At 70.5% G+C, this 18,085-nt stretch carries 14 protein-coding genes; 10 read left to right on the top strand and 4 right to left on the bottom strand.

The genetic code is table 11. From position 1 onward, the window contains the following. Positions 1–11: 11 nt before the first annotated feature. Complete coding sequence (gene icmF, locus ACBJ59_RS27610) at positions 12–3,203, bottom strand: fused isobutyryl-CoA mutase/GTPase IcmF (RefSeq protein ID WP_375113156.1); 3,192 nt, start codon at positions 3,201–3,203, stop codon at positions 12–14. 103 nt (positions 3,204–3,306) lie between these two features. Between icmF and ACBJ59_RS27605 the strand changes: the two genes are divergently transcribed. Then, on the top strand, positions 3,307–4,362 hold the full coding sequence (locus ACBJ59_RS27605) for a glucose 1-dehydrogenase (protein ID WP_375113155.1): 1,056 nt from the start codon (positions 3,307–3,309) through the stop codon (positions 4,360–4,362). A 27-nt stretch (positions 4,363–4,389) separates the two neighbouring features. On the opposite strand, the gene ACBJ59_RS27600 is transcribed toward ACBJ59_RS27605, so the two are convergent. Both ACBJ59_RS27600 and ACBJ59_RS27595 read right to left on the bottom strand, forming a co-directional pair. Continuing rightward, on the bottom strand, positions 4,390–5,553 hold the full coding sequence (locus ACBJ59_RS27600) for a CHAP domain-containing protein (RefSeq protein WP_375113154.1): 1,164 nt from the start codon (positions 5,551–5,553) through the stop codon (positions 4,390–4,392). Between the two features lie 181 nt (positions 5,554–5,734). Continuing rightward, positions 5,735–6,505, bottom strand: a complete 771-nt coding sequence (locus tag ACBJ59_RS27595; protein ID WP_375113153.1) for a PP2C family protein-serine/threonine phosphatase — start codon at positions 6,503–6,505, stop codon at positions 5,735–5,737. A gap of 76 nt (positions 6,506–6,581) precedes the next feature. Between ACBJ59_RS27595 and ACBJ59_RS27590 the strand changes: the two genes are divergently transcribed. From ACBJ59_RS27590 to ACBJ59_RS27550, 9 genes are all read left to right on the top strand, one after another. Continuing rightward, positions 6,582–8,666, top strand: coding sequence for an N-6 DNA methylase (locus tag ACBJ59_RS27590; RefSeq protein WP_375113152.1), 2,085 nt, complete (start codon positions 6,582–6,584; stop codon positions 8,664–8,666). Positions 8,667–8,705: 39 nt separating this feature from the next. Further along, positions 8,706–9,596, top strand: coding sequence for a serine/threonine-protein kinase (locus tag ACBJ59_RS27585; RefSeq protein WP_375113151.1), 891 nt, complete (start codon positions 8,706–8,708; stop codon positions 9,594–9,596). A 282-nt stretch (positions 9,597–9,878) separates the two neighbouring features. Beyond that, a complete protein-coding gene (locus ACBJ59_RS27580) occupies positions 9,879–11,177 on the top strand; it encodes an ABC transporter substrate-binding protein (RefSeq protein WP_375113150.1) in 1,299 nt (432 codons plus the stop codon). Then, a complete protein-coding gene (locus tag ACBJ59_RS27575) occupies positions 11,174–12,136 on the top strand; it encodes a carbohydrate ABC transporter permease (protein ID WP_375113149.1) in 963 nt (320 codons plus the stop codon). Before ACBJ59_RS27580 ends, ACBJ59_RS27575 begins: the two co-directional genes overlap by 4 nt. Next, positions 12,133–12,936: a carbohydrate ABC transporter permease gene (locus ACBJ59_RS27570; RefSeq protein ID WP_364120541.1), complete on the top strand. Its 804-nt coding sequence runs from the start codon at positions 12,133–12,135 to the stop codon at positions 12,934–12,936. Before ACBJ59_RS27575 ends, ACBJ59_RS27570 begins: the two co-directional genes overlap by 4 nt. Next, complete coding sequence (locus ACBJ59_RS27565; RefSeq protein ID WP_375113148.1) at positions 12,933–14,303, top strand: GH1 family beta-glucosidase; 1,371 nt, start codon at positions 12,933–12,935, stop codon at positions 14,301–14,303. The genes ACBJ59_RS27570 and ACBJ59_RS27565 overlap by 4 nt, the downstream gene beginning before the upstream one ends. 32 nt (positions 14,304–14,335) lie before the next feature. Continuing rightward, positions 14,336–15,331: a LacI family DNA-binding transcriptional regulator gene (locus ACBJ59_RS27560; RefSeq protein ID WP_375113147.1), complete on the top strand. Its 996-nt coding sequence runs from the start codon at positions 14,336–14,338 to the stop codon at positions 15,329–15,331. Between the two features lie 69 nt (positions 15,332–15,400). Beyond that, positions 15,401–16,654 carry a phosphatidylserine/phosphatidylglycerophosphate/cardiolipin synthase family protein gene (locus ACBJ59_RS27555; RefSeq protein WP_375113146.1) on the top strand — a complete coding sequence of 418 codons (1,254 nt, stop codon included), beginning with the start codon at positions 15,401–15,403 and terminating at the stop codon, positions 16,652–16,654. Between the two features lie 4 nt (positions 16,655–16,658). Further along, positions 16,659–17,516, top strand: coding sequence for a phosphotransferase (locus ACBJ59_RS27550; RefSeq protein ID WP_375113145.1), 858 nt, complete (start codon positions 16,659–16,661; stop codon positions 17,514–17,516). Position 17,517: 1 nt separating this feature from the next. Here the strand turns inward: ACBJ59_RS27550 and ACBJ59_RS27545 are convergent, their stop codons facing one another. Beyond that, positions 17,518–18,045, bottom strand: a complete 528-nt coding sequence (locus tag ACBJ59_RS27545) for a carboxymuconolactone decarboxylase family protein (protein ID WP_375113144.1) — start codon at positions 18,043–18,045, stop codon at positions 17,518–17,520. Positions 18,046–18,085: the final 40 nt, after the last annotated feature.

Raw genomic sequence — 18,085 nt, 5'->3', positions numbered from 1 at the left:
GGCCCCCGGCGTCAGACGTTGCGGCGGTACTGGCCGCCCGCCTCGAACAGCGCGTCGGTGATCTGGCCGAGCGAGCAGACGCGGGCCGCCTCCATCAGCACCGCGAACGCGTTCCCCTCCGACATCGCCACGTCACGCAGCCGGGCGAGCTGGGCGGGGGCCTCGGAGCGGTTGCGCTCGTGGAAGGCGCGCAGGCGGTCGAGCTGCGAGCGCTTCTCCTCCTCCGTGCCCCTGGCCAGCTCCAGCTTGTGCGGGTCGGCCTCGTTCTCGCCGCGCGGGTTGCGGAACGTGTTCACGCCGACGATGGGCAGCGAGCCGTCGTGCTTGCGCATCTCGTACAGCATGGACTCGTCCTGGATCTTGCCGCGCTGGTAGCCGGTCTCCATCGCGCCCAGGACGCCGCCCCGGTCCGACAGCCGCTCGAACTCGCCCAGCACCGCCTCCTCCACCAGGTCCGTGAGCTCCTCCACGATGAACGAGCCCTGCAGCGGGTTCTCGTTCCTGGCCAGGCCCCATTCGCGGTTGATGATCAGCTGGATGGCCATGGCCCGGCGCACCGAGTCGGCCGAGGGCGTCGTCACGGCCTCGTCGAAGGCGTTGGTGTGCAGGCTGTTGCAGTTGTCGTAGATCGCGATCAGGGCCTGCAGGGTGGTGCGGATGTCGTTGAAGTTCATCTCCTGGGCGTGCAGGGAGCGGCCCGAGGTCTGGATGTGGTACTTCAGCTTCTGCGAGCGCTCGCCGGCGCCGTAGCGCTCGCGCATCGCCACCGCCCAGATGCGCCGGGCCACCCGGCCGAGCACGCTGTACTCGGGGTCCATGCCGTTGGAGAAGAAGAACGACAGGTTCGGCGCGAAGTCGTCGATCTTCATGCCCCTGGCCAGGTACGCCTCCACGTACGTGAAGCCGTTGGCCAGCGTGAAGGCGAGCTGGCTGATCGGGTTGGCCCCGGCCTCGGCGATGTGATAGCCGGAGATCGACACCGAGTAGAAGTTCCTGACCCCGTTCCGGATGAACCACTCCTGGATGTCGGCCATCATCCGCAAGGAGAACTCGGTGGAGAAGATGCACGTGTTCTGGCCCTGGTCCTCCTTGAGGATGTCGGCCTGCACCGTGCCCCTGACCGTGGCGAGCGTGCGGGCCCGCAGCTCGCGGTCCTCGCCCTCGTCGGGGTCGCGGCCGTGCTCGCCGCGGAAACGGTCCCTGGCCTGGTCGATGGCGGCGTTGAGGTAGAAGGCGAGGATCGTCGGGGCCGGGCCGTTGATCGTCATCGACACCGACGTGTTGGGCGCCGCCAGGTCGAACCCGTCGTAGAGCACCTTCATGTCGTCGAGCGTGGCGATCGAGACCCCGGAGGTGCCGACCTTCCCGTAGATGTCGGGCCGCGGGTCGGGGTCGTTGCCGTACAGCGTCACCGAGTCGAACGCCGTCGACAGCCTGGTCGCGGGCTGGCCCTCGGACAGCAGCTTGAAGCGCCTGTTGGTGCGGAACGGGTCGCCCTCGCCGGCGAACATCCGGGTCGGGTCCTCGTCGTCGCGCTTGAACGGGAACACGCCGGCGGTGAACGGGAACATGCCGGGCAGGTTCTCACCGCGCAGGAAGCGCAGCAGGTCGCCGTGGTCGGTGTAGCGGGGCAGGGCCACCCTGGGGATGCGGTTGCCGGAGAGCGTCTCGCGCCAGAGCGGGGTGTGGATCTCGCGGTCGCGTACCTTCACGACCAGCTCGTCGGCGGTGTAGCGCTCCTTGACGGCGGGCCAGCCGTCCAGCAGCGCACGGCTCTCGTCGGACAGCTCGCCCTCGACCCGCTCGGCCTCCCGCGCGCCCTCCTCGCTCAGCAGGTCGCGTACGGCGGCGAGCTGCTGGCGGCGGCGGGCCACCTCCGCCTGGGCGAGCGTCTCGGCGTGGTAGGCCCGCACGGTCTCGGCGATGTCGGCCAGGTAGCGCACCCGCGCGGGCGGGACGATGGCCTCCGACGCCTTCGAGGTGCGGCCCTCGACCCGGGGCAGCAGCCCGGGACCGTCGCCGATCCGGAGCAGGGGCTTGAGGTGCTGGTAGAGGGCGGTGACGCCCCCGTCGTTGTAGCGGGCGGCGATGGTGCCGAAGACCGGCATGTCGTCGGGTGCGGCGCCGAATGCCTCGCGGTTGCGTACGAGCTGGCGGCGCACGTCGCGCAGGGCGTCCTCCGCGCCGCGGCGCTCGTACTTGTTGATCACCACGGCCTCGGCGAAGTCCAGCATGTCGATCTTCTCGAGCTGGGAGGCCGCCCCGAACTCGGGCGTCATCACGTAGATGGGCACGTCCACGTGGGGCACGATGCCCGCGTCGCCCTGGCCGATGCCGGGCGTCTCCACGATCACCAGGTCGTAGCCGGCGGCCCGGCAGACGGTGATCACGTCGTCGAGGCAGGCGGGCACCTCGTTGGCCGCGCCCCTGGTGGCCAGGGAGCGGAAGTAGGTCTGGGGGCCCAGGCTGTTCATCCTGATGCGGTCGCCGAGCAGCGCGCCGCCACCGCGCCTGCGGGTGGGGTCGATCGCGATGATCGCGATGCGCAGCTTGTCGTCGTTGTCCACGCGGAACCTGCGGACCAGCTCGTCGGTGAGCGAGGACTTGCCGGAGCCGCCCGTACCGGTGATGCCGAGCACGGGGGCGCGCCGCTCCGTAGCCCCCTTCAGCCCCGCCACCAGCTCCTCGGGGGCGCGGCCCGACTCGATCAGCGTGATCGCGCGGGCCAGCGCGGTCTGGTCGCCGGACACCACGGCCTCCACCGACGGAGGGTCGCCCAGCTCGACGTCACACTCCTCGATGAGCTTGTTGATCATTCCGGGCAGGCCGAACCGCTGGCCGTCCTCGGGCGAGAAGATGCGCGTGACACCACGCGAGTGCAGCAGCTCGATCTCCTCGGGGACGATCACGCCCCCGCCGCCGCCGTACACCTTGACGTGGCCCGCGCCGCGCTCCCGCAGCAGGTCGACCAGGTAGGAGAAGAACTCGACATGCCCGCCCTGGTAGGAGCTGATCGCCACCCCCTGGACGTCCTCCTGGATGGCGGCGGTGACGATCTCGTCCACCGAACGGTTGTGCCCGAGGTGGATGACCTCGGCCCCCTGGGACTGGAGGATTCGCCGCATGATGTTGATCGCCGCGTCATGCCCGTCGAACAGGGCCGCGGCGGTCACGAAGCGGACTGGGTGAACCGGGACGTGCACGCCTGATCACTCCTTCGTGGAGGCTACATCTATGAAGATACTAGGACGTCCTACTATTTCCCAACGACGTCCGGGGTAGAGGCACTCCCAGGGGGTGACGCCGATGCGCGCGCTGACGTTCGTGCCGGGCAGGAAGGGCACGCTCGACGTGGAGGAAGTGCCCGACCCGCGACCTGGCCAGGGCGAGCTGCTCGTCCAGGGGCTGGCCGTGGGCGTCTGCGGCACCGACCGCGAGCTCGACCGGGCCGAGTACGGCTGGCCGCCGCCCGGCAGGGAACGCATGGTCATCGGGCACGAGTCGCTCGGCCGGGTGCTGGAGGCGCCGGAGGGCTCCGCGTTCTCGCCCGGGAACCTGATCGTCGGCGTCGTACGCCGGCCGGACCCTGAGCCGTGCGGGGCATGCGCGCGGGGCGAGTTCGACATGTGCCGCAACGGCCGCTACACCGAGCGCGGCATCAAGGAGATCGACGGGTACGCCAGCGAGCGCTGGACCGTCGAGGCCGGCTACGCCGTACGGCTGGACCCCTCGCTGGAGAGCGTCGGCATGCTGGTCGAGCCCACGTCGGTGGTGGCCAAGGCGTGGGAGCAGATCGAGCGGATCGGCTCGCGGGCCTGGTTCGAGCCGCGCAGGCTGCTGATCACCGGCGCCGGGCCGATCGGGCTGCTGGCGGCGCTGCTCGGGCGGCAGCGCGGGCTGGAGGTGCACGTCCTCGACCGGTCCCCGGCCCCGGGGCTCAAGTCGAGCCTGGTGGAGGAGCTGGGCGGGACCTACCACTCGTCCTCGACGCTGGAGGCGTTCCACGACGCCAGGCCGGACGTCATCATCGAGTGCACGGGGGCGGGGCAACTCGTCATCGACGCCATGACCACCACGTCCCCCGCGGGGATCCTCTGCCTGTGCGGGCTCTCGCCCGGCGGGCGGACGCACCGGGTGGACGCCGGGGTGATCAACCGGGACATCGTGCTGGAGAACGACGTGGTCTTCGGGACGGTCAACGGGAACCTGCGCCACTTCCGCGCCGCGGCGGCGGCGCTGGCCGAGGCGGATCCGGGGTGGCTGGAGCGGCTGATCACGCGGCGGGTGCCGCTGTCGCGCGCCCTGGAGGTCTTCGAACCCGCCGACGACGACGTCAAGGCGGTCATCGACCTCACGGCCTAGCCCGGCCTTCGGTGGGGCCCGTGCGGCTCAGCTCGGGTCGTAGGGCTTGCGCCTGGCGGGGGTGGAGTGCTTGGTGGCGGAGCGGCCCGACCCGGCCGGGACCCGGTCCTTGGCGGGGCGGGCGGACTGGGCGGGAGCGGCGGCGGGGTGCGGCTCCACCTGCGGCTGCTCGGCCGCGCGGCCGCGCGCCTGCGTCTCCTCCGGGTCCGTGACCGCGGTCGTGCCCCGCGACCGGTTCGCGGCCGGCGCCTTGTCCCGGGCGCGCGCCTTGCCACCGGCGGAAGCGCTGTCACGGGCAGCCGTCTTGCCACCGGCGGAGGCGCTGTCGCGGGCGGCCGCCTTGCCACCGGCGGACGTGTTGTCGCGGGTCGCCGTCTTGCCACCGGCGGAGGCGCTGTCACGGGCAGGCGGCCTGCCGCCGGAAGGAACCTTCTCGCGGGCCGGTGCCCTGTCACGGGCGGGCGGCTTGGCGTCGGCGGGTGGCTGGTCGCGGGTCGCCAGGGGGTTCCTGGGGGACGGGACTCTCGTGCCGGCCGGGGGCTGGGCGGCGGAAGGGGCGGCCCAGGGCCAGGGGAGGCGGCGGTGGGTGCCGCGGCGGCGGCCCGACACGCGGAGCGAGAGGACGATGGTCATGAGCACCATCGCGGCCAGCAGCGCGGGCGGAGTGCCTAAGACGTCCAGCGGCGACCCGTGCCCGGTCTCCGCGCGGGGCGGCGACACGAACGGCCGCTCGGTGGTCCGGATCTCCTCCAGCCGGTCGGACCCGGCCTTGACCATGCGCGGGATGCCGTACCCGACGACCTTGTCCGTCTCCCTGGTCTTGCGCTTGAGCCAGACGCGATCCACGTTCGCCTCGATGGTGTGGATCTTCGTGCCGCTGACGCGCTCCACGACGCCGACGTGGTCGATGCCCTTGTAACTCTTGCCGCCGCGCCAGTCGAAGAAGACCAGCGCGCCCGGCTCGGGCTTCTGCGTCCAGGCGCCCTGCTTGATGAACCAGGCCGCGTGGGAGGGCGTCCAGGCGAACTCACCGACGTAGTCGGAGATGCCGGCCTTGTTCGCGGCATAGGCGAGGAACATGTCGCACCATGGCGCGTTGCGGTACTGGGTGTCTTGGACGCGATCCGCGTACCACTGGCCGAACTTGGTGAACTGGCCGCTCTTCTCCTTATAGCCGAGTTCCTGCCGCACCGTCTTCAGCAGCTCGTCCGCGATCGGGTCCAGGGTGACTCCTCCCAGAAAACCGACAAATCACGATGGACTGTAGTAGCGCCGTCGCAGAATTGCGCGTGTCACCCGGAAAGTGTCTTGCTATGAGCCGAAATTTCGGCTATGTGGCTGCTGAGGCTGGTGGGACTTACTACTATCCTCGTTAGCAGCCGGCACCGACGCGATAGACGCCCGCGTCTCCCGCGCCCGGCGCGACCACGTCGGCCACGATCACGGTCACGTTGTCCGGCGAGCCGCCCTCGTTGGCCAGATCGATCAGCCTCTGGACGGCCGCCGCGGGGTCTGCCACCGTGGTCAGCACCTCGTGCAGGACTTCGGGCCCCAGCACGGTCGTGAGCCCGTCGGAGCAGAGGAGGTAGCGGTCATCAGGCTCCGCTTCGCGCAGCGCCATGTCGGGCTCCGCCCTGCCCTCGCTGCCCAGCACGCGCAGCACCATCGACCGGCGGGGGTGCACGGCGGCTTGATCCTCCGTTATCCGTCCTTCGTCCACCATCGACTGCACAAGTGTGTGATCCTTGGTCATCTGGTAGAGCGCACCATCGCGAAGCAAATATCCGCGGGAGTCACCGAGATGAGCCAGGGCGAACCGGTAGCCGTCCCACAGCATGGCGGTCACCGTGGTCCCCATCCCCCTGCGCGCGGGGTCGATGTCGGCCAGCTCGACCAGCCTGCGCGCCGCCTCGTGCACGGCGGCCTCCAGCGCGGCCTCCAGGTCCGAGCCCGTCTCGGGAAGCGTGGCATCCAACTCGCGCATGACGGCGATCGCCGCCGAGCTCGCCAGCTCGCCGGCCGCGTGTCCACCCATCCCGTCAGCCACCACGAGCAACCGGCCACTCGCGTAGCCAGAATCCTCGTTCTGCTCCCTGCGGCGGCCCACATCTGATCCGGCGGCATAGCGGATGTTGTGCTTCATACCCAGCAGTAAATCATTGGTTGAAAGACTTCACAAGCAGATGCGCTGAAGACTCTTGTGAACTACTGTGGGCTTCATGAGCCACGACCCGACCGTCAACGCCGGGGACATCGCCCGGCTCGCCGGTGTCGGGCGGGCCGCGGTGAGCAACTGGCGCCGCCGCCACGACGACTTCCCCCAGCCCATCGGCGGCACCGCCAACCAGCCGCTGTTCTCGCTGCGGCAGGTGGAGTCGTGGCTGCGTCGCTACGGGAAGTCCTACCAGGTCTCCCTGGGAGATCGGGTGTGGCAACGCCTGAAAGCGGCGGGTGATTTGCGGCTGGGCGAGCTGGTGGCCCACGCGGGAACCCTACTGACCCGGGCCGCCCCGCGCAGCGTCGGAGGCGCCGGGAACGGCGGCTCGCACGACGACGGCCCGCACGGTGACGGCCCGCATAGTGACGGCCCGCGCAGTGACGGTGTCGGCGGTGGTGCCGGGACGGAGCAGGCGCATGGCGGGGCGGACCGGACGCCGGGCGCGCTGGATCAGGCCCACGCCGCGCCCGGGCAGGCGGGCGCCGACCCTGATCAGGCGGCCACCGGCTCGGAGCGGGCAGGTCCCGCGTCCGAAGCGGCAGGTGGCGCGTCCGAAACGGCGGGTCGCGCGTCCGAAACGGCGCGTGGCGGGGCCGGTGCTGCGGGTGGCGGGCTGGATTCCGAGTTGGCCGGGCTCATTCTGGAGCTGGGCGAGCAGCTGGGCCCGCTGGCCGCGTACGAGTTCCTCTGCGAGCGCTACCTGGAGGCCCACTCGCGCCAGCTCTCCGTCACCCGCGACGACGTCGCGGAGCTGATGGTCCGCCTCGTGGGCGCGGACGCCGGCACCGTGCTCGACCCGGCGTGCGGCGTCGGCACGCTGCTCCTGGCCCCCACCCTCCTGAACCCCGCGGGTACGACGCGGATGCTCGGCCAGGAGCTCAGCGAGACCTCGGCCGCCATCACCGCCGCCCGGCTGCGGCTGCGCGGCATCGAGGCCGGTGTCGTGGCCGGCGACTCCATGCGCCACGACGGCTTCCCGGACGAGCGGGCCGACGCGGTGGTGTGCGATCCGCCGTTCAACGAGCGGGCCTGGGGCTACGAGGAGCTGACCGGCGACCCGCGCTGGGAGTACGGCCTGCCGCCGCGCGGCGAGCCCGAGCTGGCCTGGGTGCAGCACTGCCTCACCCACGTCAAGCCGCGCGGCCTGGTCGCCATCCTCATGCCGCCGGCCGCCGCCAGCCGCAAGGCGGGCCGCCGGATCCGTGCCAACCTCCTGCGCGCCGGAGCGCTGCGGGCGGTCGTGGCGCTGCCCGGCTCCGACCTGTGGCTGCTGCGCCGCCCGGCGGCGGGTGAGCGCCCGCCGTCCGAGGTGCTGATCCTGGACGCCACGGCCGACCTCCCGGCGGTCGAGCCGGCCTGGCAGGCGTACCTGGAGGACCGTTCCGACCAGACCGTACGCATCATCGACCTGCTGGCCGACGAGGTCGACATGACCCCGGCCCGCCACCAGCGGCGCGACGACGTGGGCCGGGCGTTCGCCGAGGCGCGCGACCGCTTCCTGGCCGCCGCCGCCGTGCCGCCCGACCTGAAGGTGCTGGAGCAGCCGCTCGACCAGCCCGCCACCACGCTGGGCGACCTGATCAAGGAGGGCCTGGTGACCACGTCGCAGGCCCCGCCCAAGATGGCCGCGGACGAGGGCGACGTGCCCGTCCTGACCTCCGACGACGTGTTCAGCGGCGGCTCGCCGTCCGGCTTCACCACCATGCAGCAGGGGCTCATCGCGATCCACCCGGGCGACGTGGTGGCCTCCTACTCCGCCGTACGCGTGATGGCCGACGGCGGCGGGGCCGTGCTCGGGCCGCACCTGACCCTCTACCGGGTCGACTCCCGCAGGCTGGATCCCGACTTCCTGGCCGGCTTCCTGCGGGCCGCGGGCGGGCGGGTGACGACCGGCTCCAGCAGGTTCGACGTGCGGCGCACCCGCCTGCCGCGGCTGTCGCTGAAGGAGCAGAAGGCGTACGGCGAGGCGTTCCGGCAACTGGCCGTGCTGGAGGACGCCATTCGCGAGACCTCGACGCTGGGGCAGACGCTGATCCGGCTGGGCCTCGACGGCCTCGCGGACGGCCACCTGCACCCGCAGTCCTGACGGTGTAGCTTTTTCCCGAAAGGCTGCTGGGAGGGGCGAATGGTCATCGGCGACCGCTATGAGCTCGACGACCTCCCACTCGGGCAGGGTGGCATGGGAGCGGTCTACGCGGGGCACGACCGCCACCTCGATCGCCGGGTCGCGGTGAAGCTGCTGCGGCTGCCCAGCGGGCCCGACCACGAGCTGGAGACCAGGTTCATCCGCGAGGCGCGCATCCTGGCCAGGCTGGAGCATCCCGGCGCTCCCGTGCTCTACGACTTCGGCACCCACGAGCAGCGGCTCTACCAGGTGATGCAGTTCATCGAGGGCGTCACGGTGGCCGACGTGGTGCACGAGCACGGGCCGCTGCCGGTGCCGTGGGCGGCGGCCATCGCGGCCCAGGCGTGTGCCGTGCTGTCGGCGGCCCACGCGCTGTCGATCTGCCATCGGGATCTCAAGCCGACGAACCTCATGCTCTGTCCGGACGGCAGCGTGAAGGTGCTCGACTTCGGGCTGGCCATGCTGCGGGAGTCCGACGTGACCACGTTCACGAGGATCGGGCAGATCCTGGGGACGCCGGCGTACATGGCTCCCGAGCAGATCCAGCACGGGGTGGCCGAGCCGCGCAGCGATCTCTACTCGCTGGGGTGCGTGCTGCACGAGATGCTCAGCGGGCGGCAGCTCTTCACCGGGCCCACCGACTACGTGGTCTTCGAGAAGCAGGTCAAGGAGCGGCCGCCGGCGATTCCCGGATTGCCGGAGGAGCTGGGGGCGTTGCTGGCGCAGCTGCTGGAGAAGAAGCCGGATGATCGCCCGGCGGATGCGAACGAGCTGTACGAGCGCCTTGATCCGTTCGCCGTGGGGTTGCCCATGTTGCCGGGGTTCCTCGCCAGGGCGCCGAGCCCGGGCCGGATGTACGCCCGGATGGCCGGTCGCGCCCTGACCGGTTGACCCAGGCCCTCGTGAGATCGAGGAGCGGGCGACCGAGGACACCGCTGCGTCCACTGCCTGAAGAAGCCGCCGACGTCGGTGATGGGACCGGGCGGGGTCGCCTGCGAGGACACCACGGGGCGCCGAGCGCGAGCGGGTGGCCGGTTTCCAATCTGGGAACGCGCTCTCTCGGGTAACACGGATCGTTATTTAACTTCCGTTGACAGAGGCATGTGAGCTCCAACAATCTCGTGAGAGAGCGCTCTCTCATCATCCCCCTAAGTGCGACCCAGGAGGGTTTCCATGACCCCTCGTATCCGGCGGCTCGGCCTGCCCTTGCTCACCGCGTCCGTCCTCGCCCTGGCGACGGCGTGCGGTGGCGGCGGTGGCGGGAACACCGCGACCGAGGCGAGCGCCAAGCCCGGAGAGAAGATCAAGCTGACCGTCGGCCTGTTCGGCGACTTCGGCTTCAAACCGCTCTACGAGGAATACAAGAAGACCCACCCCGACATCGAGATCGTCGAGAACGTCACGCAGTTCAACGACCACCACAGCAACCTGGTCAAGCGGCTGGCCACGAACGCGGGCGCGGGGGACATCGAGGCGGTCGAGGTCGGCTACGTCAGCACGTTCACCGCCCAGCCGGGCAGGTTCGTCGACCTCAAGCAGTACGGGCTCGACAAGCGGCAGGCCGACTACCTCGACTGGAAGTGGCAGCAGGGCCTGAGCAAGGACGGCGCGCAGGTCCTCGGCCTGGGCACCGACGTGGGCGGGCTGGCCATGTGCTACCGCAAGGACCTGTTCAAGAAGGCCGGGCTGCCGGAGGAGCGCGACAAGGTGGCGGCGCTCTGGCCGACGTGGGAGGAGTACATCGCGACCGGCAAGAAGTTCGCCGGGGCGAACGTGGCCGGCGCCAAGTTCGTGGACTCCCCCGGTGAGATCTTCCGCGCGATGGTCAACCAGGCGCCCGTCGGCCTGTACGACGCCCAGGACAACATCATCGTGGAGTCCAACCCCGACGTGAAGAAGGCCTGGGACCTGTCGAACCAGCTCACCCAGGAGGGCCTGACCGCCAAGCTGGCCGCCTTCTCACCGCCGTGGAACACCGGCTTCGCCAAGGGCTCGTTCGCCACGATCATCTGCCCGGCCTGGATGACCGGCTTCATCCAGGAGCAGGCCAAGGACGCCTCCGGCAAGTGGGACATCGCGACCGTGCCCGGCGGCTCGGGCAACAGCGGCGGCTCGCACCTGATGGTGCCCAAGCAGAGCAAGCACCCGAAGGAGGCGGCCGAGCTCATCGACTTCCTCACCTCGAAGGACAACCAGGCCAAGGTGTTCAAGGAGGAGGGCACGTTCCCGTCGATCCCGGCGCTGTACGACGACCCGTCCATCCAGAACTTCACCAAGCCGTTCTTCGGTGACGCCCCCATCGGCAAGATCTACTCCGAGGCCGCCAAGGCGCTCAAGCCGCAGCACCTCGGCCCGAAGGAGGCCGACGTCCGGGTCGCCATCGGCAACGGGCTCGGCCGGGTCGAGCAGGGCAAGCAGACGCCGGACGAGGCGTGGGCGCAGGTACTCGAGGACGTCAAGAAGATCAAATGAGCACCCTTCCCCTCGCGGTCACGCGACGGCGTAGGCGCAGCGTGCGGCACACCCTCGACGTGAGGGTGTCGCCGTACGCCTACGTGGCCCCGTTCTTCCTGCTGTTCTGCGCCTTCGGCCTGTTCCCGCTGGTCTACACGGCCTGGGTGAGCCTGCACGAGTGGACGCTGCTGTCCGAGACGCAGGAGTTCGTCGGGGCGGCGAACTACTCGACGCTGCTCGCCGACGAGTACTTCTGGAACGCCACCTTCAACACCCTGTCCATCGGCGTGCTGTCGACCGTCCCGCAACTCGCGCTGGCCATCTGGCTGGCGCACCTGCTCAACCGGCGGCTGCGGTTCCAGACGCTGTTCCGGGTCGCGCTGCTGCTGCCCAACGTCACGAGCGTGGTGGCGGTGGTGGTGATCTTCAGCCAGCTCTTCGGCCGGGACTTCGGCATGATCAACTGGGTCCTGTCCTGGTTCGGGGCGGGCACCATCGACTGGGGGGCGGGCACGGCCAGTTCGCACATCGCCCTGTCGGTGATGATCATGTGGCGCTGGACCGGGTACAACGCGCTGATCTTCCTGGCCGCCATGCAGGCCGTGCCGCGCGAGCTGTACGAGGCCGCCACCCTCGACGGCGCGGGCAACTTCACCCAGCTCCGCAAGATCACGATGCCGATGATCCGGCCGACGATCATCTTCGTGGTCATCGTCTCGACGATCGGCGCGATGCAGATCATCGCCGAGCCCATGCTGTTCGGGCAGAGCAGCGGCGGCGGTGGCGGCATCGCGACGGGCGGTCCCGACCGGCAGTTCCAGACCCTGGCGCTGTTCGTCTACGAGCAGGGCTTCGCGAACTCGACGTTCGACTTCGGCTACGCCTCGGCGGCGTCGTGGCTCATGTTCGTGGCCGTGGTGATCGTCGCCGGGATCAACTTCCTGATCACCCGCAAGGTGAAGGGCGGGCTGGTATGAGGCTGCGTTACCTGACCCTCATCGCGGTGGCCTTCTTCTCGGCCTTCCCGCTCTACTACAGCGTCGTGGTCGCCTCCCGGCACAACTCGGCGCTGGCCGAGGTGCCGCCGCCGCTGCTGCCCGGCGGGAACTTCTTCGCCAACGTCGCCAGGGTCTTCGACACCGTCCCCTTCGGGCTCGCGCTGGTCAACTCGGTCATCGTGGCCGGGTCGATCTCGATCGCGGTGATGTTCTTCTCGACGCTGGCCGGGTTCGCCTTCGCCAAGCTGAAGTTCCGGGGCCGGAACATCATGCTGGTGATCACGGTCGCGACCATGATGGTCCCGGCGCAGCTCGGCATCATCCCGCTCTACATGCTCATGGTGAAGCTGGAGTGGACCGGCACCAACTACGCGCTGATCGTGCCCGCGCTGGTCAACGCGTTCGGCGTGTTCTTCATGACGCAGTACCTGTCGCGCGCCCTGCCCACCGAGCTGCTGGAGGCCGGGCGAGTGGACGGGTGCTCGACGTGGGGGCTGTTCTGGCACGTCGTGCTGCCCACCGCGCGGCCCGCGGCGGCGGTGCTGGGCATGCTGACGTTCATGTCGGCCTGGAACGACTACTTCTGGCCGCTGGTCGTGCTGAACCCGGACAACCCGACCGTCCAGGTGGCGCTCTCGACCCTGGCCAGCGGGTACGTCAACGACTACGTGCTCGGCCTGGCCGGCACCGCGATCGGGACCCTGCCGCTCGTGGCCGTGTTCGCCCTGTTCGGCAAGCAAATCATCGGTGGAATCATGCAAGGAGCTGTTAAGGGATGATCTTTCCCGAGGACTTCGTCTGGGGCGCCGCCACGGCCTCCTACCAGATCGAGGGGGCGGTCAAGGAGGACGGGCGGGGCCAGTCGATCTGGGACACCTTCTCCCACACCCCCGGGAAGGTGTCCGACGGCGACACCGGAGACGTGGCCTGCGACCACTACCACCGCTACCGGGACGACATCGGGCTGATGCGCGAGCTGCGGCTGGGGGCCTACCGGTTCTCGGTGGCGTGGCCGCGCGTCCAGCCCGACGGCGATGGCTCGATCAACCCCCGCGGCCTGGCCTTTTACGACAAGCTCGTCGATGAGCTACTGCAAGCCGAAATTTCGCCTTATGTCACGCTTTATCACTGGGACCTGCCGCAGGCGCTGGAGGACCGCGGCGGCTGGACCAACCGCGACACCGCCTACCGCTTCGCCGACTACGCCCAGGCCGTCTACGACAAGCTCGGCGACCGCGTCGCGGACTGGGCGACGCTGAACGAGCCGTGGGTGGCGGCGTTCCTCGGCTACGGCAACGGCGTGCACGCGCCGGGCCGCCGCGATCCCGCGGACGCGATGCGCTCGGCGCACCACCTGCTGCTCGGCCACGGGCTGGCCGCGCGGCGGCTGCGCGCGGCCGGGGCGCGGCGCATCATGCTGGTGGTCAACTCCTCCCCCGTGCTCACCCCCGCCCAGGTCAACGACCCCTCGGCGGTGCCCAGCGAGGCGGACGCGGCCGTGGCCCACCGCATCCACACGTTGCTGACCAGGCAGTTCCTGGACCCGGCCGTGTACGGCACGTACCCCGAGGAGGTGCTGGAGGCCGCGGCGCGCAACGGCGGGACGGAGCACATCCACGAGGGCGACCTCGCGCTGATCAACGCGCCGATCGACCTGATCGGCGTCAACTACTACAACCCGTGCGTGGTCGAGTCGGGCCCCGGGCTGCCGGCCGACGCCGCGTGGCCGGGCTCGGAGGACGTCAGGTTCGCCACGGCTGACGCGCCGACGACCGCGATGGGCTGGCCGATCGTGCCCGACGGCCTGTCCCGGCTGCTCGTACGGCTCTCGCAGGACTACCCGCAGGTCGGGCTCATGGTCACCGAGAACGGCGCGGCCTTCGACGACCTCGTGGAGGACGGGCGGGTGCACGACGACGAGCGGGTGGCGTACCTGGACGGGCATCTGCGCGAGGTGCACCGGGCCATCGAGGCGGGTGCGGACCTGCGGGGATACCTGGTGTGGTCGCTGCTGGACAACTTCGAGTGGGCCGAGGGTTACCGGCGGCGCTTCGGCATCGTGCACGTGGACTACGCGACCCTGACCAGGGTGCCCAAGGACAGCGCGCTGTGGTACCGGGACGTGATCAGCAGAAACGGCCTGTAGATTTTTTCCGTGCTCTCCCTTCTGGTTCAGTCATGAGACGCCCGACGCTCGAGGCGGTCGCCGCCCGGGCGGGCGTCTCGCGTGCCACCGCCTCCCGTGTGGTCAACGGGCAGACGACCGTGGCGCCCCACATCCGCGACGCCGTGCTGCGCGCGATCGACGAGCTGGGCTACGTGCCCAACTCGGCCGCGCGCAGCCTGGTCACCCAGCGCACCGACTCCGTCGCCCTGGTCGTCAGCGAGCCGGGGACGCGGGTCTTCTCCGAGGACCCGCTGTTCTCCACCGCGATCAGGTCGGCGTCGGTGGAGCTGGAGGCGATCAACAAGCAGGTCGTGCTGATGCTCGCCTCCTCACCCAAGAGCCATGCCCGGGTGGAGCGTTACATCGCCGGCGGCCACGTGGACGGCGTCATGCTGCTGTCCATGCACGGCGCCGACCCGCTGCCGGCCGCGCTGGCGCGGCTGCGCGTGCCCGTGGTCTCCTACGGGCGGCCCGCCGTGCCGGTGGACATCCCGTTCGTGGACAACGACAACGTGGGCGGGGCCGAGTCCGGGGTGCGGCACCTGGTGGAGTCGGGGCGGCGCCGGATCGCCACGATCGCCGGGCCGCAGGACATGATCGCCGGGCAGGACCGGCTGGCCGGCTACCGCAACGTGCTGCGCGACTCCGACTGCCGCTCGATCGTCGCGGTCGGCGACTTCACGCGCGAGTCCGGGGCGATCGCGATGCGGCAGCTCCTCGGCGACGATCCGTCGCTGGACGCCGTCTTCGTGGCCAACGACCTGATGGCGGTGGGGGCGTTGCAGTCGCTGCGCCAGGCCGGGCGGCGGGTGCCCGACGACGTGGCGGTGGTGGGCTTCGACGACATCGAGGCGGCGAAATACACCGAGCCGCCGCTGACGACGCTCAGGCATCCGGTGACCGAGCAGGCGGCGGCCATGGTGGGGCTGCTGCTCAACCTGTTCGAGGGGGGCCCGACCGATCCGGTCATCCTGCCCACGGAGCTGGTGGTCCGGGAGTCGGCCTAGAGGTCCATTGACAAAAAATCATATTTAAGTAGAAGGTCGCATGTGCTGCCCACCAGAAGGGAATCGCACATGACGACGACCCGACGCATCCTCCTGGCGTTATGCCTGGTCACCGGCTTGCTCGCGAGCGCGGGCCCGGCCGGGGCGGACGTCACGGGGCCGCCCGTGCTGAACGCGCCGGTGTTCAACGACCCGACCGCCGACTCCGGGGTGGCCGGCAGCCCGAGCGCCAAGCAGTCGGCCGTCATGGACCAGCTCATCCGCCTGATCCGGGCCGTCCCCACGGGCGGGGAGATCCGGTTCGTGACGCATGAATGGGCGCCCGGCGACCGGTCGAGCGAGATCGCCGACCAGCTCGTCGCCGCGCACGACCGCGGCGTACGCGTGCAGGTGATCCTCGACAGCATGGAGAACGGCGCCAACGACGCCATCACCGCCACGCTCAGGGCGGCGCTGGGCACCTCGGAGTCGGCCGGCTCCTGGGTGATCCGCTGCGAATATCCGAACGAGTCGACGGTCGATCGCGGCTGCATCGCCCGGAACTACCTGCACAGCAAGTTCGCGCTGTTCTCCAACGTGGTGATCGACGGCACCTCGCACCCGAACGTGGTGTTCCAGACCTCGTCGAACCTGTCGAACTGGTACCTGTACAACTCCTACAACGACGCGTACACCTTCACCGACCAGGCCGTCTACAACGCCTACCGGACCTACTTCGCCGACCTGCAGGCGGGACGGCGCAAGGCGGTCGACCCCGGCTACTACTGGACCTCGCCGACCGGGACCACGCACCGGGCCACCTTCTACCCCCGCCTGGCCGGCGACCCCGACCCCATCGTCTCCATCCTGCGGCTCGTCGAGTGCGGCTACCAGGACGCGGACGGGGTCACGCGGCAGACCGACATCCGCATGGCGCTGACCGCGTTCAACAAGAACCGGGTGGCGATCGCGAACGAGCTGGTCCGGCTGCGCGGTGAGAACTGCTGGGTGGACATCGTGTACTACGAGAACGCCGCCGGGGCGGCCAGCAAGAACGTGGACGACACGATCCGGCAGACCCTGGCCAGGACGGTCAACGGGCGGGCCGTCCAGGTCACGCCGTGCCGGTTCAGGGTGGGCACGCGGGACGTGGTGACGCACAACAAGGTCATGATGATCGACGGGTTCTACGACGACGACATCACGCCACGGGTCTACACGGGGAGCGCGAACTTCACGTACATGGAGAACGCGGACGACGCCTTCGTCCGGATCTCCGGGCGGGACATCCACAGCCGGTACCTGTCCTGGTTCTACGGGCTGCGCACCGCCTGTAGACAATAGGGGCATGATCTCCCGCACCGCCGCCGTGTCCGCCGCCGTCGCCGTGGCCGCGGAGCACGGGGTGCGGGTGCGGGCGCCGGTGGTGCTGAACGACTCGTTCAACCTGCGGATCCATCTGGCGCCCGCGCCGATCGTGGCGCGGGTGCCCACCGTCACCGCGCTCGGCAGGCCCCGGCCCGCCGAGGCGCTGGAGCGCGAGCTGGCGGTCGTGTCCTACCTGCACCGGGCGGGCGCGCCGGTGGTGCCCCCGAGCGACCTGCTGCCGGCCGGGCCGCACGTACGGGACGGGGTCGCGCTGTCCTTCTGGGCCCACGCCGGGCACGATCCGGACCATGTGGTGACGCCGGACGCGGCCGGGCGGATGCTGTTCGAGCTGCACGAGGCCCTGCGCGGGTTCCCCGGCGAGCTGCCGCTGCTCGGGCCGGTGCTGGAGGAGCCGGCCCGGCTGATGGAGCTGCTCGGACCGCAGGTGCCGGCCCGCCTGCGGGACGCGCACGCCGGGCTGGCCGAGCGGCTGCGGGACGGGACGGCGGCGCAGGCCGTGCACGGTGACGCGCACCCCGGCAACCTGCTCGCCACCCCGGCCGGGCTGCTCTGGAACGACTTCGAGGAGAGCATGGCCGGGCCCGTGGAGTGGGACCTGGCGTGCCTGCTCCGCACGACGCGGCTCGACGGGCGGGCGGCGGTGCGCGCGTACGGGGCCGATCCGGACGCTCCCGGCCTGCGGGCCTGCCTGGCGGCTCGCGGGCTGCAGGGCACGCTGTGGGTGCTGGCCAGGGCGACGCGCTTCCCCTCGGAGGCCGGGAGGGCGCGCGCGGCCCTGGAAGCGTTGTTGCGCGACCCCAGCGGCGCCACCCGGTGACCTACACGCGGAAGACGCGGAGCTGGAGTGCGAGCGTGGAGTAGTAGCCCACCAGCGTGGTCAGCTCGAACAGCGTCCGCTCACCCAGCGCCGCGTACTCCTCGTCGTCCAGGTCGCCCTTCGCCACCAGGGCGCGGGCCACGCCGAGCACCGCCGCCTCGGCCGGGTCGTCGAGGGTCAGGGGCGAGCCGTCGCGCAGCGCCTGGAGCTGCTCCTCGGTGAAGCCCAGGCCGCGGGCGATCGGCTCGTGGGCCGCCCGCTCGAACGCGCTGTCCTGGTGCCCGGCCACGACCAGGATCGCCAGCTCCCGCGCCCGGTCGGTGAGCGAGGAACGGTAGCGGACGGCCGCCCCGAGCTCCTGGAGCGGGTCGCCGACGGGCGGGCTGAGCAGCATCGCGTTGAACGGGCCGGTGAGGCCGCCCTCCTCGTCGACCATGAAACCGCCGCGCGGCCCGGAGGCGATCTTGTCGTAGAGAGTCCGGGCCTCGGGGTCAAGGTCGTGCGGAGGCGTTCTGCGCAGCCGTGCCATGGCGTGATCGTAACGCCCTTTTCCTCGGGGAGCCGGGCGG

The organism is Nonomuraea sp. MTCD27, assembly GCF_041950495.1.
Taxonomy (GTDB): domain Bacteria; phylum Actinomycetota; class Actinomycetes; order Streptosporangiales; family Streptosporangiaceae; genus Nonomuraea.
Note: the sequence above shows the minus strand (reverse complement) of the source record. Positions and strands in the feature narration are given on the sequence as shown.

Coding starts and splice junctions, on each gene's coding strand:
- ACBJ59_RS27605 (WP_375113155.1), top strand. CDS start 3,307: ATGCGCGCGCTGACGTTCGTGCCGGGCAGGAAGGGCACGCTCGACGTG.
- ACBJ59_RS27595 (WP_375113153.1), bottom strand. CDS start 6,505: ATGAAGCACAACATCCGCTATGCCGCCGGATCAGATGTGGGCCGCCGC.
- ACBJ59_RS27590 (WP_375113152.1), top strand. CDS start 6,582: ATGAGCCACGACCCGACCGTCAACGCCGGGGACATCGCCCGGCTCGCC.
- ACBJ59_RS27585 (WP_375113151.1), top strand. CDS start 8,706: ATGGTCATCGGCGACCGCTATGAGCTCGACGACCTCCCACTCGGGCAG.
- ACBJ59_RS27580 (WP_375113150.1), top strand. CDS start 9,879: ATGACCCCTCGTATCCGGCGGCTCGGCCTGCCCTTGCTCACCGCGTCC.
- ACBJ59_RS27575 (WP_375113149.1), top strand. CDS start 11,174: ATGAGCACCCTTCCCCTCGCGGTCACGCGACGGCGTAGGCGCAGCGTG.
- ACBJ59_RS27570 (WP_364120541.1), top strand. CDS start 12,133: ATGAGGCTGCGTTACCTGACCCTCATCGCGGTGGCCTTCTTCTCGGCC.
- ACBJ59_RS27565 (WP_375113148.1), top strand. CDS start 12,933: ATGATCTTTCCCGAGGACTTCGTCTGGGGCGCCGCCACGGCCTCCTAC.
- ACBJ59_RS27560 (WP_375113147.1), top strand. CDS start 14,336: ATGAGACGCCCGACGCTCGAGGCGGTCGCCGCCCGGGCGGGCGTCTCG.
- ACBJ59_RS27555 (WP_375113146.1), top strand. CDS start 15,401: ATGACGACGACCCGACGCATCCTCCTGGCGTTATGCCTGGTCACCGGC.
- ACBJ59_RS27550 (WP_375113145.1), top strand. CDS start 16,659: ATGATCTCCCGCACCGCCGCCGTGTCCGCCGCCGTCGCCGTGGCCGCG.
- ACBJ59_RS27545 (WP_375113144.1), bottom strand. CDS start 18,045: ATGGCACGGCTGCGCAGAACGCCTCCGCACGACCTTGACCCCGAGGCC.